26 protein-coding genes are annotated in these 26750 nt (G+C 39.8%); 18 read left to right on the top strand and 8 right to left on the bottom strand.

What is annotated here, in order from left to right:
• Positions 1 to 51: 51 nt before the first annotated feature.
• The 3 genes from ACIQ0C_RS18445 (at position 52) to ACIQ0C_RS18435 (ending at position 2133) form a co-directional block, all read left to right on the top strand.
• Positions 52 to 774 (top strand): alpha/beta fold hydrolase, encoded by a 723-nt coding sequence (locus ACIQ0C_RS18445; RefSeq protein WP_403062560.1) that lies wholly within the window; start codon positions 52 to 54, stop codon positions 772 to 774.
• A gap of 102 nt (positions 775 to 876) precedes the next feature.
• The gene (locus tag ACIQ0C_RS18440; RefSeq protein WP_403062557.1) at positions 877 to 1710 is read left to right on the top strand and encodes a Rossmann-fold NAD(P)-binding domain-containing protein; all 834 of its coding nucleotides are present in this window, start codon (positions 877 to 879) and stop codon (positions 1708 to 1710) included.
• A 240-nt stretch (positions 1711 to 1950) separates the two neighbouring features.
• Positions 1951 to 2133, top strand: coding sequence for a ComZ family protein (locus ACIQ0C_RS18435; protein WP_034314525.1), 183 nt, complete (start codon positions 1951 to 1953; stop codon positions 2131 to 2133).
• A 41-nt stretch (positions 2134 to 2174) separates the two neighbouring features.
• Here ACIQ0C_RS18435 and ACIQ0C_RS18430 read toward each other — a convergent pair whose 3' ends face one another.
• Positions 2175 to 2396: a hypothetical protein gene (locus ACIQ0C_RS18430; RefSeq protein ID WP_402836466.1), complete on the bottom strand. Its 222-nt coding sequence runs from the start codon at positions 2394 to 2396 to the stop codon at positions 2175 to 2177.
• A gap of 203 nt (positions 2397 to 2599) precedes the next feature.
• Here ACIQ0C_RS18430 and ACIQ0C_RS18425 point away from each other — a divergent pair, with 203 nt between their 5' ends.
• The 4 genes from ACIQ0C_RS18425 (at position 2600) to ACIQ0C_RS18410 (ending at position 6585) form a co-directional block, all read left to right on the top strand.
• The gene (locus ACIQ0C_RS18425; RefSeq protein ID WP_402836464.1) at positions 2600 to 3535 is read left to right on the top strand and encodes a beta-ketoacyl-ACP synthase III; all 936 of its coding nucleotides are present in this window, start codon (positions 2600 to 2602) and stop codon (positions 3533 to 3535) included.
• Positions 3536 to 3585: 50 nt separating this feature from the next.
• The gene (gene fabF / locus ACIQ0C_RS18420) at positions 3586 to 4824 is read left to right on the top strand and encodes a beta-ketoacyl-ACP synthase II (RefSeq protein WP_048686925.1); all 1239 of its coding nucleotides are present in this window, start codon (positions 3586 to 3588) and stop codon (positions 4822 to 4824) included.
• Between the two features lie 66 nt (positions 4825 to 4890).
• Entirely contained in the window at positions 4891 to 5721 is an 831-nt protein-coding gene (locus tag ACIQ0C_RS18415) for a DUF2268 domain-containing putative Zn-dependent protease (protein WP_403062553.1), read from the top strand.
• Between the two features lie 108 nt (positions 5722 to 5829).
• Complete coding sequence (locus ACIQ0C_RS18410; protein ID WP_034314514.1) at positions 5830 to 6585, top strand: YjbA family protein; 756 nt, start codon at positions 5830 to 5832, stop codon at positions 6583 to 6585.
• Between the two features lie 305 nt (positions 6586 to 6890).
• Here the strand turns inward: ACIQ0C_RS18410 and trpS are convergent, their stop codons facing one another.
• Positions 6891 to 7877 (bottom strand): tryptophan--tRNA ligase, encoded by a 987-nt coding sequence (trpS, locus tag ACIQ0C_RS18405; protein ID WP_402836460.1) that lies wholly within the window; start codon positions 7875 to 7877, stop codon positions 6891 to 6893.
• 538 nt (positions 7878 to 8415) lie between these two features.
• Between trpS and ACIQ0C_RS18400 the strand changes: the two genes are divergently transcribed.
• Positions 8416 to 9561 (top strand): putative glycoside hydrolase, encoded by a 1146-nt coding sequence (locus tag ACIQ0C_RS18400; protein WP_403062892.1) that lies wholly within the window; start codon positions 8416 to 8418, stop codon positions 9559 to 9561.
• Positions 9562 to 9612: 51 nt separating this feature from the next.
• Here ACIQ0C_RS18400 and ACIQ0C_RS18395 read toward each other — a convergent pair whose 3' ends face one another.
• Positions 9613 to 9801 carry a hypothetical protein gene (locus ACIQ0C_RS18395; protein WP_402836458.1) on the bottom strand — a complete coding sequence of 63 codons (189 nt, stop codon included), beginning with the start codon at positions 9799 to 9801 and terminating at the stop codon, positions 9613 to 9615.
• Between the two features lie 96 nt (positions 9802 to 9897).
• Between ACIQ0C_RS18395 and ACIQ0C_RS18390 the strand changes: the two genes are divergently transcribed.
• From ACIQ0C_RS18390 to pepF, 6 genes are all read left to right on the top strand, one after another.
• Entirely contained in the window at positions 9898 to 10479 is a 582-nt protein-coding gene (locus tag ACIQ0C_RS18390; RefSeq protein WP_403062549.1) for a GNAT family N-acetyltransferase, read from the top strand.
• Positions 10480 to 11393: 914 nt separating this feature from the next.
• The gene (gene spxA, locus ACIQ0C_RS18385) at positions 11394 to 11789 is read left to right on the top strand and encodes a transcriptional regulator SpxA (RefSeq protein WP_034314502.1); all 396 of its coding nucleotides are present in this window, start codon (positions 11394 to 11396) and stop codon (positions 11787 to 11789) included.
• A gap of 496 nt (positions 11790 to 12285) precedes the next feature.
• Positions 12286 to 12954 (top strand): adaptor protein MecA, encoded by a 669-nt coding sequence (gene mecA / locus ACIQ0C_RS18380; RefSeq protein WP_034314498.1) that lies wholly within the window; start codon positions 12286 to 12288, stop codon positions 12952 to 12954.
• An 89-nt stretch (positions 12955 to 13043) separates the two neighbouring features.
• Entirely contained in the window at positions 13044 to 14555 is a 1512-nt protein-coding gene (gene cls, locus ACIQ0C_RS18375) for a cardiolipin synthase (protein ID WP_403062546.1), read from the top strand.
• A 97-nt stretch (positions 14556 to 14652) separates the two neighbouring features.
• The gene (locus ACIQ0C_RS18370; protein WP_403062543.1) at positions 14653 to 15861 is read left to right on the top strand and encodes a competence protein CoiA; all 1209 of its coding nucleotides are present in this window, start codon (positions 14653 to 14655) and stop codon (positions 15859 to 15861) included.
• 188 nt (positions 15862 to 16049) lie between these two features.
• On the top strand, positions 16050 to 17867 hold the full coding sequence (gene pepF, locus ACIQ0C_RS18365) for an oligoendopeptidase F (RefSeq protein WP_402836451.1): 1818 nt from the start codon (positions 16050 to 16052) through the stop codon (positions 17865 to 17867).
• A gap of 935 nt (positions 17868 to 18802) precedes the next feature.
• Here the strand turns inward: pepF and ACIQ0C_RS18360 are convergent.
• From ACIQ0C_RS18360 to ACIQ0C_RS18345, 4 genes are all read right to left on the bottom strand, one after another.
• Entirely contained in the window at positions 18803 to 19696 is an 894-nt protein-coding gene (locus tag ACIQ0C_RS18360; protein ID WP_402836449.1) for a ClpXP adapter SpxH family protein, read from the bottom strand.
• Positions 19693 to 20097: a globin domain-containing protein gene (locus ACIQ0C_RS18355; protein ID WP_053534150.1), complete on the bottom strand. Its 405-nt coding sequence runs from the start codon at positions 20095 to 20097 to the stop codon at positions 19693 to 19695. Before ACIQ0C_RS18355 ends, ACIQ0C_RS18360 begins: the two co-directional genes overlap by 4 nt.
• Positions 20098 to 20330: 233 nt before the next feature.
• Complete coding sequence (locus ACIQ0C_RS18350; RefSeq protein WP_483878365.1) at positions 20331 to 20996, bottom strand: lytic transglycosylase domain-containing protein; 666 nt, start codon at positions 20994 to 20996, stop codon at positions 20331 to 20333.
• A 22-nt stretch (positions 20997 to 21018) separates the two neighbouring features.
• Positions 21019 to 21597: a CYTH domain-containing protein gene (locus tag ACIQ0C_RS18345; RefSeq protein ID WP_403062537.1), complete on the bottom strand. Its 579-nt coding sequence runs from the start codon at positions 21595 to 21597 to the stop codon at positions 21019 to 21021.
• A 320-nt stretch (positions 21598 to 21917) separates the two neighbouring features.
• Between ACIQ0C_RS18345 and yjbM the strand changes: the two genes are divergently transcribed.
• The 3 genes from yjbM to ACIQ0C_RS18330 are packed head-to-tail and all read left to right on the top strand — an operon-like array spanning position 21918 to position 24314.
• Positions 21918 to 22538 (top strand): GTP diphosphokinase, encoded by a 621-nt coding sequence (gene yjbM / locus ACIQ0C_RS18340; protein ID WP_034314484.1) that lies wholly within the window; start codon positions 21918 to 21920, stop codon positions 22536 to 22538.
• A 49-nt stretch (positions 22539 to 22587) separates the two neighbouring features.
• The gene (locus tag ACIQ0C_RS18335) at positions 22588 to 23382 is read left to right on the top strand and encodes an NAD kinase (RefSeq protein WP_053534153.1); all 795 of its coding nucleotides are present in this window, start codon (positions 22588 to 22590) and stop codon (positions 23380 to 23382) included.
• A 17-nt stretch (positions 23383 to 23399) separates the two neighbouring features.
• Positions 23400 to 24314 (top strand): RluA family pseudouridine synthase, encoded by a 915-nt coding sequence (locus ACIQ0C_RS18330; RefSeq protein ID WP_403062534.1) that lies wholly within the window; start codon positions 23400 to 23402, stop codon positions 24312 to 24314.
• A gap of 92 nt (positions 24315 to 24406) precedes the next feature.
• Here ACIQ0C_RS18330 and prpE read toward each other — a convergent pair whose 3' ends face one another.
• Positions 24407 to 25150, bottom strand: coding sequence for a bis(5'-nucleosyl)-tetraphosphatase PrpE (prpE, locus tag ACIQ0C_RS18325; protein ID WP_402836440.1), 744 nt, complete (start codon positions 25148 to 25150; stop codon positions 24407 to 24409).
• A gap of 122 nt (positions 25151 to 25272) precedes the next feature.
• Here prpE and mgtE point away from each other — a divergent pair, with 122 nt between their 5' ends.
• Positions 25273 to 26643 carry a magnesium transporter gene (gene mgtE / locus ACIQ0C_RS18320; RefSeq protein ID WP_403062889.1) on the top strand — a complete coding sequence of 457 codons (1371 nt, stop codon included), beginning with the start codon at positions 25273 to 25275 and terminating at the stop codon, positions 26641 to 26643.
• Positions 26644 to 26750: the final 107 nt, after the last annotated feature.

The following is a 26750-nucleotide window of genomic DNA, read 5'->3' as shown; positions in this document are numbered from 1 at the left end:
TCGTCATAAATTAATATAGTAGTAGTAATATTCCTTAAAGGAGTTTGAACGATGGAACAACGAACTTTTCAAATTGATGACCAATGGAATATCATCTATTATCCAGAGCGGCCCAGTGGTTTTTCCGTAATGGTTATTGGAGACCGTAGTCATTTTGTCGAAAAAGACAGCAGCTTTTGGCTGCAGCATCCTGGCAGGCTGCAGATATTGGAATATTTAAAGGAATACGGATACACGCTATTTTCATCCAATTTTCACGGAGCCAACTGGGGCAGTCCTAAAGCACTGGACCTTTCCCTTAATCTATATATTCTTTTCATGAAAAAAGAAATAGTCAATCAAAGGGTTCATATATTGGCAGAGGGGACAGGCGCACTACTTGCCCTAAAGCTAATGAACGAACTTGGAAATAAAATTCGGTCTGTCGTATTGATTGATCCGGTTTTTTCCTTGAAAGCACAATTGGAAAAAGAAAAGGAAAATAAGTTCTTCTTTAAAAAGTGGCTGTCCGAGGTTGCTGCTGCATATGAGCTCGATCCGGCAGAATGTGAACAGCATATCCTGGACACTGAAGATTCAGTCATCGCAGAGAATATCCCCATGAAAGTGATTCAGGTTTTTGGAAGCTTACGGAAAGAGCAAGCCTCCCTTTATCGGCAAATCCAGCTGGCTAGAAAAACAGACTTGCAGCTGACGTATATATTGCCCGAAAAACGTTATAAAATCCCCTATCAAATACAAAAGTTTTTCAATGAGAATGAAGAGATTTTATGAGAAGAGATATATTTTTACAATAGTTTGCATACGATACAGCATCTAAAAAAACCAGACGTGCCGGGTGAAGTGGGCTTGATGGCATACGAGGAGGCTGTATTTATGCAAACAAACATTGTCATTGGCACTTATCGATTTGTGGGATTCTATGTGACTCAATATTTTTTGAACCAAGGGAAAGAAGTAATCGGAATCGATTGGGCTGATTCCGAAGCAAATCAATATATTATGGAAGAAAAGGAACTTGAAATAGGCAGGAATTCAAATTATATATACTTTCCGATAAATAAACTAAAATTATTGGATATTTCACAGGAGGACACGGTGTTCATCTCTTGTTACGATATTCAAAGCGGAAAAATGGACAAAATCGATTTTCTGATTGGCGAAATCGTTTCCTTCATTGAGAAATTCAAAAATGGCAAGAATGAAACGCCAAATTTCGTTCTTTTCATGCCCATTGAAAAAGATATCAGTATATTTCAGTCCATTTTAAGCACGATTCGTGGCATAGATTCTGCAAAAATCCTATTTTTGCCGACGATTTATGGACCTTGGCAATCGGAAGGCATGAGCTTTGAAGCTGGAATCAATCAGCTTGGACAGTCTGATATCGAAGCGGCAATTGCTGCCGAATATACCGGCGATGCTCTCTATATCTCTGATTTTATAAATGCTTTGGAAGCGGTGCTTACCTCAAGTTCCGATAGGGACATCCAATTGTGCAGCAGTATAGATGATCATTGGATTGAATGTGCCAAGCTAATATTTGGTGAAAGTATGGATTCATTCACTACCCAACAATCAATAACTAAAATCAATAAAGGAACAAAATTTGAAGTGCAATGCAAATTGAAACCAGAAGAAGGCATTGCATTGCAAAGAAAACATAATAAACGGTTAAACTTACTTAAAAAGTGGAGAAAGCGTGATTAACGCGGAGAGCGATAATCAAATATTTTCGTTATTTGGAAAGGACAAAACTGTATATTTGCCTCTAATCTATATGTCTTGTACTATAATGTTCAAGGATAGGAATTAACATCAAAAGATATTCATGATTTTATATGTACGCCCTTTACGAAAGGGTTCTGTGGAATTATGATATTATTGAGCTTTATTTGGGCATCACAATGATCAATTGATGAACATTCAAAAGATAGGGGGGAAAAGCGAATGAGTTCAGATAAAACTCTTGAATTTATGGGAATCGCCATGAAATACTTCCCAGAGGCTAAAGCGAAGCTTGAGGCAAGCGGGATTCCATTCTCAATGGAGATGGCAGAGCCATTCATGGAGCTCTTTAAAAGCGTAATGCAAGAAGCTTATGAGCTTGGTAAACAAGATGCTCAGCGTTAATTAAAGGCAGGCTGTCCGGATAAAGGGCAGCCTTAATTTTTTTATTCTTTTTTCAAGAACTTGGCGATCAATGGGTTCAGATTGATTTTATCAATGGTCGGTTTGTATTGACTGTATAAGCCCATCAATGTTTCAACGCTCGCCATCAATTGCAAGTAATCAACCTGCGATTCCTCTTGCTCCGGTTCAGCTTTCCTGCCAAACATCAAATTCGAAAAATGATCATCCGGTTTTCTTTCGCGGTTGCGATTGAAGATGTCCACAATGAGTTCCTCCTATGCTCCTTTTATTTATAATGTATGTCCCTGAATTTCCCCTGGCATAGGCGCTTGACCGACTTCCGAAAGAGATTTCTTTAGCTTTTCAAACTGTTAACTCTTGCAAGGAAGTCTTTTTTTATATAAAATTAGTACCAGGTAATAATAGATGATTATAATAACTCATTAAAATATAAGGGGATGGCAAGATGAATGCTGGAATACTAGGGCTTGGCCGCTACTTACCCGACAAAATCGTTACAAATGCGGATTTAGAAAAAATTATGGACACTTCCGACGAGTGGATCCGGACTAGGACGGGTATTGAGGAAAGAAGAATTGCAAATGATGATATTGATACATCGGATATGGCTTATGAAGCCGCAAAAGCTGCATTGAAAAATGCGGAAATTTCGGCTGAAGAGATAGATTTAATTCTTGTGGCCACTGTTACACCTGATCAGTCGTTTCCTTCTGTCGCTTGCATGATTCAAGAGAAATTGGGAGCGATGAAGGCAGCTGCAATGGATGTAAGTGCTGCATGTGCCGGATTTATGTATGCAATGATCACGGCGCAGCAATTTATTCAGTCAGGTGCATATAAGCATGTGTTGATTGTCGGTGTTGAAAAACTTTCGAAAGTAACCAATTGGGAAGACCGCAATACTGCTGTACTTTTTGGTGACGGAGCGGGTGCAGCTGTACTTGGGCCTGTATCTGATGGCAAAGGGGTCCTTTCCTTTGAATTAGGCGCAGATGGAACTGGCGGGAAGCACTTATTGCAGGAAGGAGATTTCATTCATATGAATGGACGTGAAGTATTTAAATTTGCTGTCCGTCAAATGGGGGAATCCAGCCTGGGTGTATTGGACAAAGCTGGTTTGACAAAGGAAGATGTGGATCTGCTTGTTCCGCATCAAGCAAACATACGCATTATGGAAGCCTCAAGGGAACGATTGGGTCTCCCGCTTGAAAAAATGACAAAAACGGTTCATAAATATGGGAATACTTCATCAGCGTCCATTCCAATGGCCCTTGTGGAAGAAATGGAAGCGGGTAGAATCAAGGACAATGACTTAATCGTCATGGTCGGTTTTGGTGGTGGCCTTACTTGGGGAGCGATCGCTCTTAGGTGGGGTAAATAATAGAAGAAGCAAAACGTAAGAGCTTTAAAAATAGGAAGGAGCCATTTTTAATGACTAATCGTCGTGTAGTTGTAACAGGTATCGGAGCAATCTCTCCAGTTGGTAATGATGCAGAAACTGGATGGAAGAATATAATCGAGGGGAAATCGGGAATAGGGCCTTTAACTCGTTTGAATGCTGAAGAATATCCCGTTAAAGTGGCTGCTGAAATCAAGGACTTTGATATAGAGACATATATAAATCGTAAAGAAGCACGCAAAATGGACCGTTTTACCCATTATGCAATTGCAGCTTCCGTTATGGCATATAATGATAGCAAGCTGGAAATAACAGATGAAAATGCTGCACGTGTCGGGGTCTGGATCGGTTCGGGTATCGGCGGGCTGGAGACACTTGAAACACAGCATGAAAACTTTTTAAACAGGGGATATAAACGGGTGAGCCCATTTTTCGTTCCAATGATGATTCCGGACATGGCAGCTGGCCAGGTTTCCATCTTACTGGGGGCAAAAGGAATCAATTCATGTACGGTAACAGCTTGTGCAACAGGAACAAATTCAATTGGTGATGCGTTTAAAGCCATCCAACGGGGCGATGCCGATGTCATGATCACAGGCGGGGCCGAGGCGCCAATCACAAAAATGTCGGTTGCAGGCTTCTGTGCAAATACGGCTTTATCGACAAACCCTGATCCACAAACGGCTAGCCGTCCTTTTGATCTTAACCGTGATGGTTTCGTAATAGGTGAAGGAGCTGGAATCATCGTTCTGGAAGATCTTGAACATGCATTGAATAGAGGAGCCAAGATTTATGCTGAAATAGCTGGTTATGGCTCAACTGGAGATGCCTTCCATATTACCGCTCCGGCACCAGGTGGAGAAGGCGGGGCAAGAGCGATGAAAATTGCAATTGAGGATGCTGGTTTGAATCCGGAGGACATCCAGTATGTGAATGCCCATGGAACGAGTACACCATACAATGACAAATACGAAACGATGGCAGTCAAGGAAGTCTTTGGCGACCATGCTAATAAACTTGCAATAAGTTCCACTAAATCAATGACAGGCCATATGTTAGGCGCAGCAGGCGGTGTGGAAGCAATATTCACGATTCAGGCAATCAGGGACAGCATTTTGCCTCCAACCATCAATATTGAAACACCAGACCCTGAGTGTGATTTGGACTATGTTCCGAATCAAGCAAGGAAAGGTGAAATCAATGCAGCCATCAGTAATTCACTTGGATTCGGTGGACATAACGCAACTATTCTTTTCAAAAAATATCAATAAGTTTTGAAGGAAGAGCAGATCTTTTGGGGTCTGCTCTTTTTATGTTGAAGGGAAAAGGGATATAAAATGTGTCAACCGCCTTCATTGAATCATACGATAGTCAATAGATGCGGAGGTGTATGGGAAATGGGAGTCATTTCAACCAATGAATGGATGAGGAAGGATTTCAACCGGCCGGTCCAGATGATGGAAAGACTTAAAAGCACATTCAACGATACCCTTGATGCGGAAATGATTTATCATCATTTAATGAAGCATGGCATGTATTCACCGAATCAAAAAACAAAACTCACATGGGAAGACTTAAAAGAAAATAATGTATGGGAAAAAACACAAAGCTTGTTTACAGCTTATAAGAAGCTTTGGGGAGGGCCTGATGTTCCCATATATATTTTCCCGCTCATGTCTTCAGGAATATGGAATAAAAAGGTTGAAACGAAGTCAGGGTTGGCATTTAAAGATAAACTATTCCTTTTTTACGGCAAGGGGATAGCCGAAAAGGAAATGGAGGCCCTGTTGATTCATGAATATCATCATGTTTGCCGTCTGCATCATTTGAAAAAGAACCAAAAAGAATTCACTCTCCTTGATACGATGATCATGGAAGGACTGGCGGAAAGAACGGTGGGAAAATATTTAGGAACAAAATTTTTAGCGAATTGGACTAAGTTATATCAGGAAGATAAACTACGAGAATTTTGGAGCAAGCATTTAGAGGAAAAGCACACGATAAAACGTACAGATCCTCTTCATGATGTACTTCTGCTTGGGATGAAAGGATATCCAAATATGCTTGGATACTGCAGTGGTTACTACCTGGTGAAAAATTTTGAAAAACTCTCTGTGAAAAAATCGTTCATTATTCAATCTGAAGAATTCTTATCAAAAAATAGTTAATATATACGTTCTTTTTTTCTTAATCTGTTTTCTAGAATAGGAATAAATTGTATGGTTCCTGCCTATACTGATTGACAAACAGAAATTTGTTTAAGTGAGGGATGAATGATGCTATATCTTCATGATGTATGGGTTAACTGGTTTGAAGGAGAAGAAAACGGCTATAATATTTGTCATTTTCATGAATGGAGGAAAGATGACGGGATCGAACTACTAGATCAAGTTCCTTTGTTGAAAGTGTCATCAACATTGTTCCACTACATAGAAAACGACTTGTCAGAGTTACCCAAGCCATTGCTGAATGATGTTTATCAAAAAGCATATGCAAGGAAAAATCATGAGCGAATTCAGCTTGACTATTGTTTTATCGTGACTGACGGAAATGGAATTTTAGCTGTTGATACGATAGGTTATCATATTCCGATTAGGAAAAGCAGAATAATTCCCCGGCAGGAACAAATTGTTTATGACATGATAGAAAACCATGATGAGATGGATTACACCTTTACTGAAAAACCTACATCTGAGAAAGAATATCATATTTTGTCGCCGTCTCCCTTATTCATGAACGGTTTGACAAGAAAAGAAAGACAGCTAAAGCAATTGCTATTCATGGCCATGGACCAATTATTCACGGCGAAAAACACTGCTGAAATCCGCTATTGGTACACAGAATGGGCCCCTGAGAAATATGAAAGCATTCAAGAAATGGATTTTCAGATCGCTTGGCTTGAGTTATATGAAGAAATGAAGGAAGGCTGGTCAGAGAAGCACCTTCAACTTTGTGAAAACCTTGTGAAAGGGCAGCCTTTTTTTGAAAAACTTTGGCAAGTGGAGGCTGGCGATAGCCCATCGATATTATGAACAAAAAGACGATCCGTTGAGTTAGGTCCCAGACTGTAGACAGTCTCGATGAAAATCGAGTTTGTTTACAGTTTTATTATGGTTTGTACTATTGGAAATGCCTCCAGGAACTCGCTTTCCGCGGGCGGTCCTTTGAGCCAGCGGAGGGGTACACATCACATTTGGCAGGAATGCGTGAAAGGATCACGAGTCAACTTCTCTCTAACCGCTTCAATTCCAATAACAAATCAAAAAGGTTTCGGAATGATATCATTCCGAAACCTTTTGTTTACAAACTGAGACGATTCGTTTGGAATCGTCTTTTTTTATCTCTTTCTGCCAAGTCCCATGCCATTATACATTTTTCTGATCATTTTATTGGCTTCAATATTCGCCTTTTCTGCACCGCGGTCCAGAATTTCATCCAATTCAGGTGAATCGATCAATGCATTATAGCGTTCTTGGATTGGAAGGATTTCACCAAGAACCACCTCAGCCAAATCACTTTTAAAGTCACCATAGCCTTTGCCCTCATACATCTCTTCAATTTCTGAATAGGATTTTCCACTGAAGATGGAGTATATGGACATCAGGTTGGAAACACCGGCTTTGTTTTCCTTATCGTAACGGACAATTCCTTCCGAATCGGTAACTGCGCTCTTGATGTTTTTCTCGATTTGCTTCGGATCATCCAATAAGGCAATCGTCGCCTTTTTATTAGGATCTGATTTACTCATTTTCTTGGTTGGTTCCTGAAGGGACATGATACGGGCCCCTTCTGTAGGGAGGCTGATTTCCGGGATTTTAAATATGTCATTATGCTTTTTATTGAACCGTTCAGCCAAATCGCGTGTCAATTCAAGATGCTGTCTTTGATCTTCCCCGACAGGAACCACATCTGTACTATAAAGGAGAATATCGGCAGCCATCAACGGCGGGTAAGTAAGCAGTGCTGCGGATACCCCTTCTTTGCCAGCGGATTTGTCCTTGAATTGTGTCATTCTCTCAAGTTCCCCAATATAGGATATACTCTGTAAAATCCAGCCTGCCTGTGCATGTGCTGGTACTTCTGATTGAATGAAGATGGTATTCTTTTCAGGATCCAGGCCAATGGCCAGATATAGAGCGGCCAATGTTTTGATGCTTTTCCTTAACTTAATGCGATCTTGTGGAACTGTAATTGCATGCTGGTCAACAATACAAAAGAAACATTCATATTCATTTTGTAAGTTAACGAATTGTTTCATGGCTCCGATGTAATTTCCTAAAGTAACGGAACCGGATGGCTGAATGCCGGAGAAAATCCTTTTCAACTGCTAGTCACTCCTCTAAATACGTTATTGATAAATGGATATTCGCTCTTCATTATTGTAAGGATAAATAGAAAATGAATCCACATTCTTTGAAAGAAATGTGCATATTCCTGTGATGGGAAACGCTCATTTGAATCTTGTGGAGGGCCGTTTTGTCCTGTATCGATGCCATTTTGAGAATACGAAATGTCCACTATACTGTATTTTAGCATTTATTCATATTAAATGTATAATTGAAACGGAAATCAAGCCAATTGAACGGATTATCCGTTTCTTTTTTTTGACATGGAAGAAATGAAGGGTTCAAGGAAAATCAAACCGTTTAACATATATCACAATGGGCAGACCATTTTAGGGAAGGATACTCACAAGGGGATACAGGATTGTTTAACGTTTTAAATTATTTTTAATATATAGGAGTAAAATTAATTGTTTGTGGTATTAAAGAAAGGGGTTTATTATATTTGTTGAATATTGATGACTGATGGCGAATGAGGTGGAGAAAATGAAACCAATGTGTAAATGGTTGATGACAGGCATGTGCATATTCCTGATTCAACAGCCAGTTCATGCGCAAGGCATGAACGAAACCAGGCAGGTAGCATTAGAAAATAAAGAATTGCCTGTGAGCGTACCACGTTTTGTTTTTGATTCGGGGTTGAAATTTGACTATCCGGATGCTGTGCGCGGGATATATGTGACAGGGCCTGCAGCGGGTGGCACTAAATTGAATGAACTTATTAAATATGTAGATGAAACCGATTTGAATGCGATGGTCATTGACATTAAGGATGACAAGGGGAACGTAACGTTTAAAACCGAAGATCCCGATTCTCCATATGCTGGGATTGGTAAAGACTACATAAAAAACCCAAGGGCAATGCTGAAAAAATTTGAGGATAAACAGATTTATCCGATTGCAAGGGTTGTCGTCTTTAAAGATTCCCTTTTGGCCAAAGAGAAACCTGAATTGTCTTTTTTAGATGGTGAAAAGGTGTGGAAAAATGGCAGAGGTGAAGCCTTCGTGAACCCATTCTTAAAAGAGGTATGGGATTATAATGTCGGTGTTGCCATTGAAGCTGCAAAAATGGGTTTTAAAGAAATTCAATTTGACTATGTCCGTTTTCCCGAAGGATTCGAAAATAAAGAAGATGATTTGGAATATAATGTCGGTGAATATGATGAAGCAAAAATGAGTCATACAGCCAAAAGGGTTCAGACAGTGACAGACTTCGTAAGTTATGCGAGGAAACAACTGGAGCCATATGATGTGGATGTGTCAGTGGATATTTTTGGATATGCGGCTACATTGCCTGAAGCTCCCGGAATCGGGCAAAACTTCACAAAAATCTCTGAGAATGTCGATGTAATTTCCTCGATGATCTATCCGAGTCACTGGACATCTTATTTTGGTATCGATAAGCCTGATTTGGAGCCTTATAATCTCGTTAAGGAATATGCGAAATTGGAGAACGGAAAGCTGAAGGAATTAAAAACACCACCAACTTCAAGACCTTGGTTACAAGATTTTACTGCCTCATATTTAGGAGAGGGTAATTACCAAAGGTATGGTAAGGAAGAAGTGGAAGCCCAAATAAAAGCATTGAATGATAATGGTATTGATGAATACTTATTATGGAATGCAGCAAATCGATATACAAAGGGAGTAGACTATACCCCATGAAAAAAAGGATGACCTTGGAATTTCCTTCCGGTCATCCAATTTCTCTCTGAATCACCGCTTTTTATTCCCGCCAACTTTACTCCACCCTGACTGAATTCGTTTCGATTGATCGAAAATATGAGAGTGACGTTTCCCGCCAAACCATTTTTCGCCGACGCCATTCGTTACAACGCCATTCACAGCTGTAATGCCAATAACGCAAGCAGCGACTAAAAAAAAGTCTAAAAAGTAACTGATCATCAAAACCCTCCTAATATTTTCAAGCTATTCAAGTTCCATTGTAGTGGATAAGAAAAAATCTGGAAAGTATAATCTAGCAAATGAGGAGATTAAATTATGAATTGGTATGATAAGTTGAACCAGTATTTCCCTATTGAGGAAATGAAGTCCAAAGAACATATAGAAGTTCTTTTAGAAGATAAGCAGGAAATATATAAAAAGGATGAAGGTCCCGACCATGTTTTATTGTATGTGGAAGGGGAAGAGTTTATATTCGTTGATTACCTTTTTGTATCAAAGAATTCAAGAGGGCAGGGACTAGGAAGGAAATTGATTCAAAAATTGCAAAAAAAGCAGAAAACGATCTTGCTGGAAGTAGAACCAGTACAAGAAAATGATGACGATACATTTAAAAGGCTTAAATTTTATAAAAGGGAAGGATTCCAGCATGCCTCTTCAATTTCCTACAGCAGAAAATCCCTTGCCACCAAGGAGAATACGCCTATGGAAATCTTATATTGGCCGGCAAATCCATCTGTTGATGAAGAAGATGTATTTGATTTCATGAAAGAGATATATTCTGAAATCCATACTTACAAAGATGATGACCTTTATGGGAAATCTTATCAAGATGTAGAGGATGTACTAAGTTTGAATGCAGGTCAGGAAACGGATATTTTTAAAGAGATGGAAATTTGAGGGGAAAGGGCCGGTCGTTCACCGGCCCTTTTTAGTTTGTCGAAAAAAGTTGCGGTAAAGGACGAAAAAAGTACTCAGCAGAGAACATTTATTTTAGAAAAAGTGAAGCAAACTGTTTTTTCTTAGAATTTGTCGATAAAAGAGATCCGGAATGGTTTTACTTCACACCATGCTTTTAAAAGGAGAACTTGGTTAACATTCAATTTTCACTTTTTTCACTTGGGTGTAACCCCAAATATATTGAAGAAATTTGCGACACTCCAGCCGAGTAACTGCTGATCGAGCTACCGGAGACGCTTGCGTTCAGGAGAGGTTGGCAGACAGTCGGCCGAAAGGGTGAGGGTTTCTGAAAACAAAAGGATCTTTTTTTAGACTGTCTTTTCTTATTTTGCATATTTTGCAAGAAAATGAATATCTATAACTTCTTGGATGGTAGATTACTCCCTTATCGTTGATTCTTTCGAATTACCTTTTTAACTTTTGGAAATATATGTGCTAAAAGAATGGTTTTTAATGTAAAAGGAGGAATTTGCTTTTTATTAAAGAAAATATATTAACATGAACTTGTTTATTGACAAGGATTGGGGGTAAATAAAAGTAACGAATTAATTAAAAAATCATGAGGGCCGAATTGAGTGTTAAATGAGAATGGCAGGTGTGTTTTTTCAATTAGAAAATGTGGTCTTAATGTATTACATAAAAAAATGAAAAAGCTATAGTACAGGCTGAACAGGAAGTTTTAAAGGAATTTTTCAAATATCAAAAAGGGTATTCATTTTAAAAAAATTAGTGTATAATAAGGAACATGAAATACTTATTTAAAATTATTTCAAATTAGAGTGGTACTTATGAATACTAATAGTAGATTTCTCCTCATAGATCACCGATTCTATATTTAGGGAGTGTGAGTAAGCATGGTAACATTATATACATCACCTAGTTGTACTTCATGCAGAAAAGCAAAAGCATGGTTAGAGGAACATGAGATTGGATATAAAGAAAGAAACATTTTTTCAGAACCGTTAACGATTGATGAGATTAAAGAAATTCTTCGAATGACAGAAGATGGAACGGATGAAATCATTTCAACACGGTCAAAAACTTTCCAAAAGTTAAACGTTAATTTAGAGAGCCTGCCTCTTCAAGAATTATATAAATTGATCAAGGAGAATCCAGGATTGTTGAGACGCCCAATTATCCTTGACGAGAAACGGCTTCAAGTTGGTTATAATGAAGATGAGATAAGACGCTTTTTACCGCGTAAAGTCCGTACCTTCCAATTACGGGAAGCACAACGTATGGTCAACTAATAAGGTCTTTCAAGCTCTGCCAGGAAATGTGCAGGGCTTTTTCTTTATACATATCCGATTTTCCGCCGATTTTTTTTACTTAATGACGGGGAACATAACAGGATTCATAGGCGACAGGGGTCGTTCCTGGGCTGTAGCAGGTTCCTTGAACCGGTCATCATTTAAAGAAAAAAAATAAGAATGCAGCTCATCATGCCGTGTATATAATATGACATTGACGGCATTAAGATTAAAATTTATTAAAGCATTATGATAGTTGCATGCGGATGTATTTTTTTATAGAATGTATGGAATATTAGGCAAACAATTGTTTTTTAGATAAGTAATGTTTTTTATTTCCCTTCTTCAAGGTTTTGTCATAAAATGATGTAAAATAGTCTGTTTTAATGACTATCATGATTTACAGTATTCACTTACGGGTAAAGAGCTTTTAAGAGCAATTTTCGCTTGGGGGTTATTATCCCTTCAAAATGAGAAAGGAAGGGAGAGGGGAATCATGGAAATCGAACGCATTAATGACGATACAGTAAAATTTTATATTTCCTATATAGATATTGAGGAAAGAGGCTTTGATCGCGAAGAAATTTGGTACAGCCGCGAGCGAAGTGAGGAACTTTTTTGGGAAATGATGGATGAAGTGCATCAAGAAGAAGAATTCATGATTGAAGGACCTTTATGGATTCAAGTTCAAGCCCTTGAAAAAGGTTTGGAAGTTTTGGTCACAAAAGCCCAGCTTGCCAAAGATGGTCAGAAACTCGAGCTGCCTCTTTCAGATGATAAGTTAAGGGATTTGAATGTATCAGACAAGATGGATACGCTTCTTGATCAACATTTTCATGGTAAAGATGAAGAAAGCGGTATGACATTCGAAGATGGTATGATTGAATTCATCACGACTTTCGAGGATTTTGAAGATGTCATTTCATTAAGCAAACGTCATGGCCTGGATGATTGGACGACTAAACTTTATGTTTATCAGAATAAATATTATCTTTATATCGAATTTTCCGAAGCGGAGATTGATGAGGAAGAAATCGATAATGTTCTAAGTCTTTTATTGGAATATAGCCAGGAGTCACCTATAACGGTGCACATGCTTGAAGAGTACGGAAAGATAGTTATCGAAAATGATGTATTCACAACGGTCGATAAATATTTCGCATAGACTGTTGAGGCCGATTTCAGTAGAAATCGGCCTTTTCGTCTAAGGGGGTTTTTTAGTGTGCCTGTGTTTGTTAATTGGAGGGAGTCTAGGTGAAGGATATAGTTGGCATCGGTCTGCTTATTCTCATGTTGGTCAGCACTTGGTATTTTCTAATAAATGGCGTTGATGGGGGGCTGATTTTTTATTCTAGCCTTATATTGACCCTTTTCTTAGTGATAATTGGATTCAACATTTTCCTGGAAAATCGAGATCCCATCCAGACCATAACATGGCTTGTTATTTTTTGCGCTTTCCCATTCATCGGTTTCATTTTTTACTTTTTGTTTGGCCGTAATTTTCGGAAAGAAAGGATATTTCGCAAGAAGTACTTTTTGGATAAACAGACTTTCGTGAAAATAAGCGGCGAAGCGGGATATAATGAACGAATTAAGGAAATGGGCGAGAACCCTCAGCAGTTAATCACTCTTGCAAATAGGCTGGGGAATAGCCCTGTTTCATTTACGACCGAAACCAGGGTTTTAAGGAATGGTGAGGAGACATTTTCCAATATCATCGAAGAATTGAAAAAAGCAAGACATCATATTCATTTAGAATATTATATTGTTAGGGATGACCGCATTGGCGTACTGCTAAAAGACATCTTGATACAAAAAGTAAAAGAAGGGGTAAAGGTCCGTTTTCTCTATGATGCGGTTGGTTCTTGGAAGTTGGCTCGCTCTTATATCGATGAACTGAAGAATGCGGGAGCCGAAATGGTGGCCTTTGGTCCGTTGCATTTCCCTTTATTAAATAATAAATTCAACTTTCGCAACCATCGTAAAATAATTGTGATAGATGGTTCTGTCGGTTTCATCGGTGGCCTCAATATAGGGGATGAATATTTGGGACAAGACCAGAAATTCGGTTCTTGGCGGGATACGCATCTTATCATAAAGGGGGAAGCGGTCAGGACTTTACAGCTCATATTTCTGCAGGATTGGTATTATAGCACCAATAATAGTTTTTTAAGCGATGAATACCTCATGGCCGGAATGACGAACCATCATCACGGACATGGCGGAGTTCAATTGATTGGCGGCGGACCGGATAGTGAATGGACAATCATTAAAAGCATTTTTTTTAAGATGATCACTTCAGCAGAAAAGTCCGTCTGGATTGCCTCCCCGTATTTCGTTCCTGATGATGATATCTTACAAGCATTGAAGGTGGCTGCTTTAAGTGGTTTGGATGTCAGGCTTCTCGTCCCGAAGAACCCCGATAAACGTATCGTATTTCATGCATCGAGAACTTATTTTCCCGAATTGCTTGCTTCGGGAGTTCGTATATTCCAATATAATGAAGGCTTCATGCATAGTAAAATCATCATTGTGGATGACCAACTGGCATCAATTGGGACAACCAATATCGATATGAGAAGCTTTCACCTGAATTTTGAAGTCAATGCTTTTCTCTACCGGACGGAAAGTACTCAGCAGCTGGTGAATGATTACATGGAAGATATGAAGGTATCCCAAGAACTGGAGATTGATGCGTTTTCCAAACGGAATTTCGGTTTGAAATTATTGGAGTCCACTTGCCGATTGCTTTCACCCCTTCTTTAGATAGTAACTCTCTTTTATGCCGATCAGGCATTTTTTTTTGCACATTAAAAGGAATCCTAAGCAAAGCAGGCGAATGTAGTGGATGAGGAGGAGATGTATGCTAACTGCGATAAATAAAGATGGGGCTTGGATTACCCTCCCTGAAAAGATACCGGCAAACATGATTGATGAGTGGAGAAAATCAGCAGATTATTACTGTCCATGCTGCAAGATGGAATTGACCATCAAAGCGGGAAACGTAAGGGTTCCGCATTTCGCCCATAAAAATAGTTCTTCATGCGGTGCTTCTTCAGAACCGGAATCTGCCTATCATTTAATGGGAAAAAGAAAATTGTTTCAGTGGTTTTTATCACATGGTTATCAAGTGGATCTAGAAGCCTACCTTCCCGAAATTAAGAAAAGGGCTGATATTTTAGTTAAGATAGGAGGTAATCGCTATGCGATAGAATTTCAATGCTCAGTTATTCCCGAGTTGGAATTCATGGAAAGGTCAAGAGCCTATCAAAGCATAGGCATCAAGCCAATCTGGATCCTCGCTGCAAAAAGCTTGAAAAGGAAAGGCTTTTATGAATTCAGTTTATCCCGCTTCCAATGGCTCTTCGTCACCGGCAGCTTCCATCATCCGTTTCTTTGGTTGTATTGCCCGGAAACTGATCATTTATCAGTATTGAAAAACCTCACTCCTTTTACCCCTAGAACCGTCTTTGCCGAATTGACAACAGCTTCTCTGAAGCTCCTTCCCCCTAGTCGGGCATTGCCCCAGAACTGCTTTCGTTTCCCTTTTCTCCCTGTATGGAGATATAAACGAATTGGCTGGTCCCTCCATCGAGTGAAAACAGCACGCAGACGCGATCCTTTTTTCGAAGCGCTATATTTACATCATATTTCACCTGCGACACTTCCAATTGAAGTGGGTGTTCCCGTCAGAGGAATGCTGTTGATCGAAACTGCCTCAATAGAATGGCAGGCATGGTTATACATGGAGGTGTTTCAAGAGAAAAGAACAGGGGAAAAGATTTCTATGGCTGATATTATCCACATTTTTAGAAAGCGTTCAAAAAAAGGGGAAATAAAGTTCAGACCGTTGCCATTGCTTCATGAAAAAACCATCGAGTATCCTATAGGTCAATATATCAGGATTTTGGAGCAATTGGGTTATCTATCAAAGCTGGAAGAAGGGGTTTTTAAAGTTGAAAAGGAAATTACCCTTCCTGTCACAAGTGATCAAGCTCAAATTTTGGAAAAAGATTTCTATGATAAGCATAAATTGATGATTGAAAAGGGGAATATCCAGTATAATCAGTGATGACATCTCTATTTATCTTGAATTCAGATGAAATGGCAGGATTATTTTTGTAAATGGAGAAATAGTAATAAGAACTGGGAATTAAAAACTTTAAGAAAGAATGAACGCAGAATGAAGCATTGCAGTGTTCAATCGGTTTAATGAGTCAGCCCAATGGCAAGTTTCTATAGAATGGGGAGGAATTTTTTATGGCACAGGAAACAAAAGCGAATACATTACCTTCAAGAAGCGAAATAGCTCCTGAAGATACTTGGAGACTGGAAGATATCTTCGCAACCGAGGAAGATTGGGAAGCTGCCTTCAAAACGGTAAAGGAAGACCTCAAGAAAGCGGAGGCACATAAAGGGACGTTGGGGGAAAGCGCAGAAAAGCTATTTGCGGCCCTTCAACTTCAAGATGAGGTTTTCGAGAAGCTAGGCAAAGTTTATTCTTATTCACATATGCGCAATGATCAAGATACAACCAATCCTTTTTATCAAGGGATGGAGGATCGGGCAAAAGCTTTATACGCCCAGGCAGCGGCTGCGTTTTCATACATGGTTCCTGAACTATTGAGTATTGACGAAAGCAAAGTGGAAGGGTTTTTGGAAGAAAAAGAAGAATTGAAATTATATAAACATTCTTTAGAGGAAATCAATCTTCAGAGACCCCATATCTTATCAGCAGAGCAGGAAGAATTATTGGCGCAGGCATCAGAAGTACTCGATGCATCGGGCAATACTTTCGGTATGCTTAACAATGCCGACCTGAAATTCCCGACCATCAAGGATGAAGAGGGAAATGAAGTCGAAATTACTCACGGAAGGTATATCAGGTTTCTTGAGAGTGAAGATCGCAGAGTACGTGAGGAGGCATTTAAAGGGGTATACAGCAAGTACGGGGAGTTCCGTAATACATTTGCTTCAACCCTGTCAGGTGAGGTCAAAAACCACAACTTCAATGCCACGGTTCGAAAATATGAATCAGCACGCCAAGCGGCGTTAAGTAATAATAACATTCCTGAGACCGTATACGATAATCTCGTTAAAACGGTAAACGACAACTTGCCATTACTGCACCGTTATCTTGATTTACGTAAAAAAGTACTGGAATTAGATGAACTTCATATGTATGATCTATTCACTCCTCTTGTTAAAGAAGTGAAGATGGAAGTGACATATGACGAGGCCAAAGATTATGTCCTTAAAGGCCTTGCTCCGCTTGGGGAGGACTATTTGAACGTTTTGAAAGAGGGATTTGAAAACCGTTGGGTCGATGTGCATGAAAACAAAGGGAAACGAAGCGGTGCCTATTCTTCGGGTACATACGGGACGAACCCTTATATTCTGATGAACTGGCAAAATAACGTCAATAACTTATTCACGCTCGTTCATGAGTTTGGGCATTCGGTCCATAGCTACTATACACGGAAACATCAGCCATATCCATACGGGAATTATTCAATATTTGTAGCGGAAGTTGCATCGACTTGTAATGAAAACCTGTTGAATGATTATTTACTGAATTCAATCGAAGATGAAAAGAAACGCATCTACTTACTGAACCATTACCTGGAAGGTTTCCGTGGCACATTGTTCCGACAAACGATGTTTGCAGAGTTCGAACATACCATTCATTTAAAAGCTCAAAATGGGGAAGCGTTGACAGCGGATATGCTCACTAAGGAATATTATGAGCTGAACAAGAAATACTTTGGCGAGAACGTGACGATTGATGAAGAAATCGGTTTGGAATGGGCTCGTATTCCACACTTCTACTATAATTACTATGTTTATCAATATGCAACTGGAATCAGTGCAGCAACAGCATTGAGCAAGCAAATCCTTGAAGAAGGAGAGCCGGCTGTCGAAAGGTATCTGGAGTTCTTGAAGTCAGGAAGTTCCGATTATCCGATTGAAGTACTCAAAAAGGCCGGCGTAGATATGACAAAAGCCGAGCCTGTACAAGAAGCCATGAATGTATTCGAAGAAAAATTAAATGAGTTGGAAGAACTTTTGAAAAAATAGGATGTGAAAAGGACCCGAACACTTCGGGTCCTTTTCATCTTTATATCGATGTCCGTCATAATCCTTTAAAACGATTTCTCTGATTTAAACTATGAAGAATTATGAAGAAAGCAAAAAATAGAATAGGGGAGGTAAAATACAGAGGAATGAGGTCCATGATACCGAGTAGCTGGACAAATAGCGACCCTATCAAGAGTATGAGTAGAATAAAGCCTTTCAATTTGGTCACCTCCAACCTGGCAGCAGTAAAAACTCATCTGCTCTTTATTAGATAGTATGTTTTAGAATAAGCAGTATTCTAAGAATATGACAATAATGTGAAGTTGCGCACAAAGTTCTTGCAAATAAGGTGTATAATCTGCTATAGTACAGATATAGAAGTTATCACATCCCAAACATATACCCCTTTGTTTGTTCGTCGTGAAATTTCTCCCATCCCCTTAATCGTATAAATAGATGAAAACCTCAGCAAATTTCGCGATTTGCTGGGGTTTTTCATTTGAATGAAATGTAAAAAGATTAAAATGGTAACGGTAGTAACAAAAGTTGAACGAAAGATGAAGTTATAAAAAGAAATGAATTAGTTTATTATTGTGATATATTTCACAATTAAGTTCATTCCAAGCTATATCAGATATCAAAAACACTTATGGCTTTAAATTAAAATTGGCTCTTATTTAGCTATATATACCAGCAGGGATAATAAAAGATGAAAAAAAATATATTGTGAACAATTTGTGAAAAGTTACACATATAGTTGAAACGTAAAAGGGTTATCTGTTATATTATATATTGTGAAGTGAATCACAAACAAACTTATACCCCTTTGTTTGATCGTGTAAAATTTCTCCCATCCCCTTATTTCTAAATAAAAAAACCATGCAATCTTTTGATTTGCATGGTTTTTCTTTTTTATAACTAAGAAGCAGCCAAATTCATGACTGCTTCTTTGTATATCTCCAAAACGTTCCGTATTTAGCAGGAATTTTCTCTGCCAACTGTTTTAAAACAAGCTTTTTCATTTCCAACTCGACGTTATTCTTACTCATATTATAAACCGTTTCAATCTCCTTTGTGGCCACTAGTTTGAAACAGCTTAAAAATTCTTCGAGAGAGGGAGGGGGTGCAGGGGCTGGAAGACCATTCAGCATATCTTCTAAAATTTGAACATATACCTCGTAAGAATAGACACCTGAAACCTTTATTCCCTCTTCTTCAATATTTTGATTGAAAAAGACAAGGGAAGGTATTTCAGTCACTTCCATTTCACTTGTGATTTTCATGTCACATTGAAAGCCTTTGGCTGCACTGGAAGAATTGATGTCATAAAGGAATTCCTCAACATCCAATCCAACCATTTTGGCACATTCGGTCAAGACTTCGATATTGGATATATCCTTTTTACCTATGAATACATATTCTTGAAGCTGCCTTAAAAAGCGAATGGCCAATTTACGGCCCTGCAATTCCGCGGCTTTTATTGCGATGGAAGCTGTATATGGAGAAGAAATTGGGTTTTCAGACCAAAGGCTCCCGTCACAGGACATTCCCGAGCGGCTGGCTGTCTTTTCCCAAACTTGAGCAATGTTTTCATAATTTTTATTTTTCCCCATATTAAGAGAATCGATTTTACCGCTTAAAACATGGCGTAAACTGAACAATTGGCCATATTCTATCTGTAATTTCCTAATAATTGGTTCTAAGCCCCAGCATTCGGGACAAAGCGGATCAACAAAAACATAAATTTCAATTGGCTTTTTTCCTATATCATAGCAATGCTGCGTCTTGATCCAATCGGAAATATTGAAAACTGGTTTTTGTGCGCTCAACTGTCTTCTCCTTTCCCGTCAGTTCCGGATGTATTGATCATATGCTGTGCCGTCAAATAGAGGCGGTGATAGAAAAACTCCCTAATCTCACCTTCAAGGCCAACTTCGTCCATAGCTTGATACATGCATGAGAGCCAGGCTTTCGCACGTTCTGGTGTAATTTCAAAAGGTATATGTCGAGCCCGCAACATAGGATGGCCATGCTCTTCGGTATATAAAGAGGGACCCCCTAAATATTGAGTCATGAATTGTTTTTGCTTACGGACCGTTTCAGTTAAATCGTCAGGGAATATTGGCTGCAGATCCGGGTGTTGACTAACGTTGGAGTAAAACACATCAATTAATTTGTGTAATTGCCCTTCTCCAATTAATTCATATGGTGTAGGGTTCCCTTGCATCATGTTGATTACTCCTTTTAAAGAAAGATGGTTGATATTTATTCATATTTTATCAATGACGTACTGATATAACAAATATATAGCTTAAAGAAAATTTTACATCTGTAGTATGACACAGGGGAATGGTTGAAAATGAAAGCTTTTGGGGATCTTTACCATTTGCTCGGGGTGCGTGGAAGAAGCATATATAGACATGAAAAAACTGACCCGTCATGAACAAACAGGGTCAGCTTGCTTTAGCTTGAAAATGTGCCAAAAACTTTTTGAACATAGTTCTGAGTTTCTTTAAAAGGCGGGATGCCGTTATATTTATCGACATTTCCTGGTCCTGCATTATAAGCAGCAAGGGCAACCTGGATGTCCCCGTCATAACGGGCCATCATTTGACTTAAATATTTACTCCCGCCCATGATGTTTTGTTCTGGATCGGCTGCATCATCCACCCCAAGGCTTTTTGCAGTTGCTGGCATTAACTGCATAAGGCCAGTTGCACCCGCATAACTGGTGGCTTCAGGGTTGAAGTTCGATTCTTGTTTAATGACAGACTTAATCAGTTTTTCCGGGAGATTATATAAACTTGCCGCCTGGCTGATGATATGATCATAGTTTGTTGCGGTTTCGCTGCTCTGATTGTTAGCATGGGCAGTGGATATCGGGTTGATGTTCATGTATGTCAGGCCGCCGGGTTGAAGAAAGGACTTCGTTTCCGCTTCCACATTGGATAATAAGGAACCCAATGTCTGTGAAGTGCCTTCCAGAGCATCACCCGAAACCAGTGACGATAGCATGTCCTGGAAAACGGATCGAGATGAATTTGTATTTTTGATGTTGTTGTTCGTGAATTGCTGGATTGCCTGCAATTCCATAAACGTTTTGAAATCTTGGATTTTCAAACTCTCCACCTCCGAATGGGTTCAAACAGGATTATTCCTGGAATTTGGCACGATAAAACCTCTTAACCTTATTTTCGGTTTCCCTTACCGGAATTTGAAGGGTTTCAAGGAGGGTCAGGAAATTTTTTTTCCCGGCTTTTGCATCCGACACTTCATATTCAAGCTCAAAATCTTCCTGATTCAAATACGAACTATGATCTAAAACGATTAAACCCTCTTTGTAAGGAAATTCAAAACGGTCTGTCTTTAGTGTCCCGAAGCATGTAAAGTCTTTTGGATCAATTCCGCATTCGAGGATAAGATGTCGGATCCCGCCATCAGGGAATATGTTATGTTTCAGGAACGCATATGCGGTTCCTTCAGGAATATCCTGATTCGTTTCCAATAATCCTTCTGTAGCTGGCTGTTTTAAAGTCAGCTCGTAATGCCCGTTTTTCTCCCTGATCCTAAGTGCAGAGTCTTGCTTTTTCAAAGAGAATCCAGGTGTATCGAAGTAATGGTTTTTCTGTGTTTTAAAGTTCGATGCCCCGACATGAAAGTAGTCGATCAGTTGGCGAAATTCTTTTTTGTTTAAGAGGTTTTTAAATTCAATTTCAATATGCTGGTTCATGTGTTACCTTCCTTTCTGGCTGATTCTTAGGTTAATCATATAAGAACCATTCCAGCTGTCAAATTGAATTCAATAATTTTTTGCTATTGTACTTGAATATTTAGGAATCATTTGCAGGATATGATAAAATATAAACGTTGAGCACGAGAATTGAATCATCGTATATATAGAAATTTAATACATACTTTTTGCTAGGGAAAGATTTAATAGGATCCAGTGGTGAATTTTGCATAAGTCATGTGACTTCTGGATTCAGGAGAGCGTTCTGCCCATACCAGAGTTGAACAGGCGCTTTTTAGATAGATATAGGTGGTGTGGCAATGGAGAGTTGGGACGATTTCTTGGCGCCTTATACTCAGGCTGTCGAAGAATTAAAGGTTAAGCTAAAGGGTTTAAGGAAACAGTTTGAGAGAGAGAATATTCACTCACCGATCGAATTTGTAACAGGCAGGGTAAAGCCGATTGTCAGCATATTGGATAAGGCGAGCCTAAAGGACATTCCCATTGATAAATTGGGAACTGAAATTCAGGATATTGCAGGGCTTCGCATGATGTGCCAGTTCGTGGATGATATCGAACAGGTAGTTGAACTATTACGAGGTCGCAATGACTTCGAGATAGTCGAGGAGAGGAATTATATTTCCCATAAAAAAGCAAGCGGTTATCGATCTTATCATGTTGTAATCCGCTATCCGGTCCAGACGATACATGGCGAAAAGAATATCCTTGCCGAAATTCAAATCAGGACTCTTGCGATGAATTTTTGGGCGACGATTGAACATTCTTTGAATTATAAATATAAAGGCATTTTCCCGGAAGATATTCAACTGCGGCTCAAACGCGCAGCTGAAGCGGCCTTCCTGCTCGATGCAGAAATGTCGCAAATCCGTACGGAAATCCAGGAAGCACAGCGTCTTTTTTCCAGGAAGAAAGATTCTTGAACGCATAAATGGGAAAACGAGAAGAAGTCTAAATTGAAGGTGGGATTACATGAAATTTGCGATTACGTCAAAAGGAGATGCTAAATCGAATACTTTAATGCAAAGGATGCGAACGTATCTCCAGGACTTTCATTTGGAATATGACGAAGATCAGCCGGATATTGTCATTTCTGTCGGTGGTGATGGCACTTTATTATATGCTTTTCACCGGTATAAGAATCGATTGGATAAAACCGCCTTTGTTGGTGTACATACAGGACATCTTGGGTTTTATGCAGATTGGACCCCTGATGAAATCGAAAAATTGGTGATAGCTTTAGCGAAAACCCCATTTCAAATAGTGGAATATCCACTGCTCGAAACGATTGTCCGTTATCAGCATGGAGGACGGGAAGCCAGATTTTTGGCTTTGAATGAATCGACAGTCAAAAGTGTTGAAGGGACGCTCGTAATGGACGTTGAAATACGCGGCCAGCATTTCGAGACGTTCCGTGGAGATGGTTTATGCATTGCGACGCCATCTGGAAGCACGGCGTATAATAAGGCGCTTGGCGGGGCCATCGTCCATCCATCAATCGATGCCATCCAGATTACCGAATTGGCATCCATTAATAACCGGGTATTTAGAACGGTAGGATCTCCACTTCTGCTGCCGGCACATCATACATGCATGTTCAGGCCGGTCAATGCGGTCAATTTTCAAATTACTGTCGACCATTTGTCCTTGCTTCAGGAGAATGTAAAGTCGATACAGTGCCGAGTGGCAGATGAAAAGATCCGATTTGCCAGATTCCGCCCTTTTCCTTTCTGGAAAAGAGTGCATGATTCATTTATTGCTAATTAAGGAGATAGACTCACCTCATGTCAAATCAAAACTTTTCTTTGACCTGGTCGGTTTTTGAAGAGGATTCTGGCTCTTTATTGCGAGAGTTTCTCAGCAAATGCGATATTTCAAAACGAGCATTAACGGATATTAAGTTTAAAGGTGGATATATCCGGTTGAACGGCGAAGAAGTAACCGTTAGGGAACGGATTGAAACAGGCGACACCGTCACCGTCATATTCCCGCCGGAGCAGGCTAGCGAAGGCCTTTTACCGGAACCCATCCCACTGGATGTCAGGTATGAAGATGACTTTGTATTGGTGGTGGCCAAGCCCCCTTTCATGAATACCATTCCTTCCCGCGAGCATCCCAAAGGCAGTCTGGCGAATGGCTTGGCGGGTTATTATAGGGAGACGGGAGTACAGGCGACGATCCATATCGTTACACGTCTTGACCGGGACACATCGGGTCTGGTTTTAGTTGCCAAGCACAGGCATATCCATCACCTTTTAAGTGAACAGCAAAAATCAGGACAGGTTAAACGGAGATACCAAGCCATAGCTGAAGGTATCGTTGAAGGACCTGTAGGGGAGATAGTGGCGCCAATCGGACGAAAATCGACAAGCATCATTGAACGGGAAGTCAGGGAGGATGGCCGGCATGCCTGTACCCTATTTAAGGTATTGGCACACACAGAGTCCCATACATTCCTTAATTTGGAATTGCGAACAGGGCGTACACATCAAATCAGGGTCCATATGGCGCATATTGGTCACCCGCTGGCTGGTGATGATTTATATGGAGGGAACAGGAGAGGTATCCCTCGCCAAGCCCTGCATTGTTTTGAGTTGAAATTTTTACATCCATTCACAAAGAAGATGATGTTGTTTCAAGAAGAATTGCCAGAAGATATGACCCGTTTGCTCGAGGGAAGTAAAGGATGGGATTCCTGACTTTATAACGGGGCACATTAAAACGAATGATTCAAGATTATGAATAAATCCATAGACGCAAAAAAACTCACCAAGATGGCGAGTTTTTTTGGTTAATCAAAAGATGTCCTGAATTTTTCAGCTATATATGGCATCGTTGAAGGCACCTCTTGAAGATCCATTTCGGGATAACGGACAGCCGTCAGTTTTCCACCGAAGACGCAGCCTGTATCAATATTGTATGTATGATTGACTCGTCTAGCTTCAGGGACAGGTGTGTGTCCATATACGATCCAAGTTTCCCCTTTGTATGATTTGGCCCAGTCCTTCCTGACCGGAGACCCATCCGGATGTTTGGAGCCATTTATATCACCATAGAGGACAAAGGTTTTTACTTTACTGCTATATTGACCAATATAGTCACTGCGAATTCCTGCATGGGCAATGATCAATCGCCCTTCATCAATGAGTTGGTAAAGTGGGGAACGTTCATACAGATCCATGAATTTTTTTCGGATTTTTTTCTGCTCCCGACTGTTCAGTGATTCGTATTCAGCTACAGTAGTCTCCAAACCATGTGATATTTGGACTTTATTGCCTGAAAAATAACGATACAATTTATTGCAGTGGTTACCTGGGGCATACCTTGCTATATTTTGGTTAATGACTAATTCATGGACAACCTCGATCACTTGCAGGGAATTGGGGCCGCGATCGGTTAAATCCCCTACAAAGCCGAGGATCCTTCCAGAGGGATGTACAGGAAACCCAGTCTCCCATGTATAGCCCATTTTTTCGGTCAGCTGCCTGAATTCAGCGAAACATCCATGAATGTCCCCTATGATATCGATGTTCATTTGACACATCCTTTGTTTGTTTTGTATATGTTTATGGTATTAGTATAGTATTATTTAAAAAATAAAATATAAACCGAGGAAATGAAAAAATATGTTTTAGGAGGTGTATGGTTATGGAGGAGATGAAGGACCGGGAGCGGGAGAGTAGTCAAGTGGATAACGAGTTTTTGCTTGAAGCGCTTAAAACGGAAAATCTAGATCAGTTTCGTACGGAGTTCCTTGAAATGCATCCTTATGATCAGGCTCAATTTTATACAAGCTTGTCAGATGAATTCAGATCCGTCGTTTACACATATTTGTCACCGGAAGAAATGGCGGACCTTTTTGAAAATATAGAAATAGATGAAGAGGATTACGAAAGCCTGTTGGCTGAAATGAATCCTTCTTACGCAGCCGAAATGCTTTCCCATATGTATGCGGATGATGCTGCTGACGTCCTGAATGAAATCAATGATGAGCAGGCCGTCAGCTATTTGACCATCATGGATGATGAAGCCGCAAGTGAAATCCAGGGGCTTCTGAATTATGAGGAATCTACGGCAGGAAGTATCATGACGACAGAGTTCATTGCCATAGAAGCAAATGAAACGGCTCGATCAGCCATGCAGATCTTAAAAAGGGAAGCTCCGGATGCGGAAACGATATATTATGTGTTCGTTACCGATCAGGATAAGAAGCTGCTTGGTGTTTTATCGCTCAGGACATTGATCATTGCAGATGAAGATGCTTTAATCGGTGATTTAATGGATGACAGGGTAGTTTCGGTACCTGTATCTGAAGACCAGGAAGAGGTGGCACGAAAAATAAGGGACTATAATTTCCTTGCCGTGCCGGTCGTCGATTTCCAAAACCATTTGTTAGGGATTATTACGGTTGATGATATCATTGATGTCATGGATGAAGAGGCATCCGATGATTATTCTAAATTGGCAGGTATATCTGATCTTGATCATGTTGATAAGAGTCCATTTTCAGCTGCAAAAAAACGGCTGCCATGGTTGGTCATCCTCTTGTTCTTAGGCTTGCTGACTGCGAGTTTGATCGGCCGATTCGAAGAGACACTAAGCCAAAAAGCGATTCTGGCTGTATTTATTCCATTGATTGGCGGAATGGCTGGAAATACAGGAACACAAGCATTGGCAGTAGCGGTCAGAGGGATCGCAACAGGTGAATTAGAACAGGAAAGCAAGTGGAAACTAGTCCTTCGAGAGGCTGGAACTGGCCTTATTATTGGCCTGACATGCGGAATTGCCATCATTTTTATCGTCTATTTTTGGCAAAATGATTTAATGCTGGGATTATTAGTCGGTATTTCGATTTTCATAACTCTAATCGTTGCCACACTTGCCGGTTCAATCGTCCCGCTTCTCATGCATAAAATGAAAATCGATCCAGCAGTAGCTTCAGGTCCTTTCATTACAACTATAAATGACCTTATCAGTATTCTTATTTATTTCGGATTAGCAACATTATTAATGGGCTATTTATTATAAGTCAAAGAATGCCCTCTTGGAGGGTCATTCCCAGAGGACTTTAGAAAACGGTTTTTTTATCAAAGGAAATTTGATATACTGTAATTAGTAGCAGGTACTAATAACTT

The sequence above is a fragment of the Peribacillus sp. NPDC096448 genome, from assembly GCF_044762675.1.
GTDB classification, from domain to species: domain Bacteria; phylum Bacillota; class Bacilli; order Bacillales; family DSM-1321; genus Peribacillus; species Peribacillus frigoritolerans_B.
This window is presented reverse-complemented; position numbering and strand designations above follow the sequence as displayed.

What these genes read in the sequence shown, in the direction of transcription:
- ACIQ0C_RS18400 (WP_403062892.1), top strand. Translation starts at nt 8,416, where the DNA reads ATGTGCATATTCCTGATTCAACAGCCAGTTCATGCGCAAGGCATGAAC.
- yjbM (WP_034314484.1), top strand. Translation starts at nt 21,918, where the DNA reads ATGGAGAGTTGGGACGATTTCTTGGCGCCTTATACTCAGGCTGTCGAA.
- ACIQ0C_RS18395 (WP_402836458.1), bottom strand. Translation starts at nt 9,801, where the DNA reads ATGATCAGTTACTTTTTAGACTTTTTTTTAGTCGCTGCTTGCGTTATT.
- ACIQ0C_RS18410 (WP_034314514.1), top strand. Translation starts at nt 5,830, where the DNA reads ATGCTATATCTTCATGATGTATGGGTTAACTGGTTTGAAGGAGAAGAA.
- spxA (WP_034314502.1), top strand. Translation starts at nt 11,394, where the DNA reads ATGGTAACATTATATACATCACCTAGTTGTACTTCATGCAGAAAAGCA.
- mecA (WP_034314498.1), top strand. Translation starts at nt 12,286, where the DNA reads ATGGAAATCGAACGCATTAATGACGATACAGTAAAATTTTATATTTCC.
- ACIQ0C_RS18425 (WP_402836464.1), top strand. Translation starts at nt 2,600, where the DNA reads ATGAATGCTGGAATACTAGGGCTTGGCCGCTACTTACCCGACAAAATC.
- ACIQ0C_RS18440 (WP_403062557.1), top strand. Translation starts at nt 877, where the DNA reads ATGCAAACAAACATTGTCATTGGCACTTATCGATTTGTGGGATTCTAT.
- ACIQ0C_RS18345 (WP_403062537.1), bottom strand. Translation starts at nt 21,597, where the DNA reads ATGAACCAGCATATTGAAATTGAATTTAAAAACCTCTTAAACAAAAAA.
- ACIQ0C_RS18335 (WP_053534153.1), top strand. Translation starts at nt 22,588, where the DNA reads ATGAAATTTGCGATTACGTCAAAAGGAGATGCTAAATCGAATACTTTA.
- ACIQ0C_RS18415 (WP_403062553.1), top strand. Translation starts at nt 4,891, where the DNA reads ATGTGTCAACCGCCTTCATTGAATCATACGATAGTCAATAGATGCGGA.
- fabF (WP_048686925.1), top strand. Translation starts at nt 3,586, where the DNA reads ATGACTAATCGTCGTGTAGTTGTAACAGGTATCGGAGCAATCTCTCCA.
- ACIQ0C_RS18390 (WP_403062549.1), top strand. Translation starts at nt 9,898, where the DNA reads ATGAATTGGTATGATAAGTTGAACCAGTATTTCCCTATTGAGGAAATG.
- ACIQ0C_RS18330 (WP_403062534.1), top strand. Translation starts at nt 23,400, where the DNA reads ATGTCAAATCAAAACTTTTCTTTGACCTGGTCGGTTTTTGAAGAGGAT.
- prpE (WP_402836440.1), bottom strand. Translation starts at nt 25,150, where the DNA reads ATGAACATCGATATCATAGGGGACATTCATGGATGTTTCGCTGAATTC.
- ACIQ0C_RS18435 (WP_034314525.1), top strand. Translation starts at nt 1,951, where the DNA reads ATGAGTTCAGATAAAACTCTTGAATTTATGGGAATCGCCATGAAATAC.
- ACIQ0C_RS18370 (WP_403062543.1), top strand. Translation starts at nt 14,653, where the DNA reads ATGCTAACTGCGATAAATAAAGATGGGGCTTGGATTACCCTCCCTGAA.
- mgtE (WP_403062889.1), top strand. Translation starts at nt 25,273, where the DNA reads ATGAAGGACCGGGAGCGGGAGAGTAGTCAAGTGGATAACGAGTTTTTG.
- ACIQ0C_RS18445 (WP_403062560.1), top strand. Translation starts at nt 52, where the DNA reads ATGGAACAACGAACTTTTCAAATTGATGACCAATGGAATATCATCTAT.
- pepF (WP_402836451.1), top strand. Translation starts at nt 16,050, where the DNA reads ATGGCACAGGAAACAAAAGCGAATACATTACCTTCAAGAAGCGAAATA.
- ACIQ0C_RS18355 (WP_053534150.1), bottom strand. Translation starts at nt 20,097, where the DNA reads ATGATGCAAGGGAACCCTACACCATATGAATTAATTGGAGAAGGGCAA.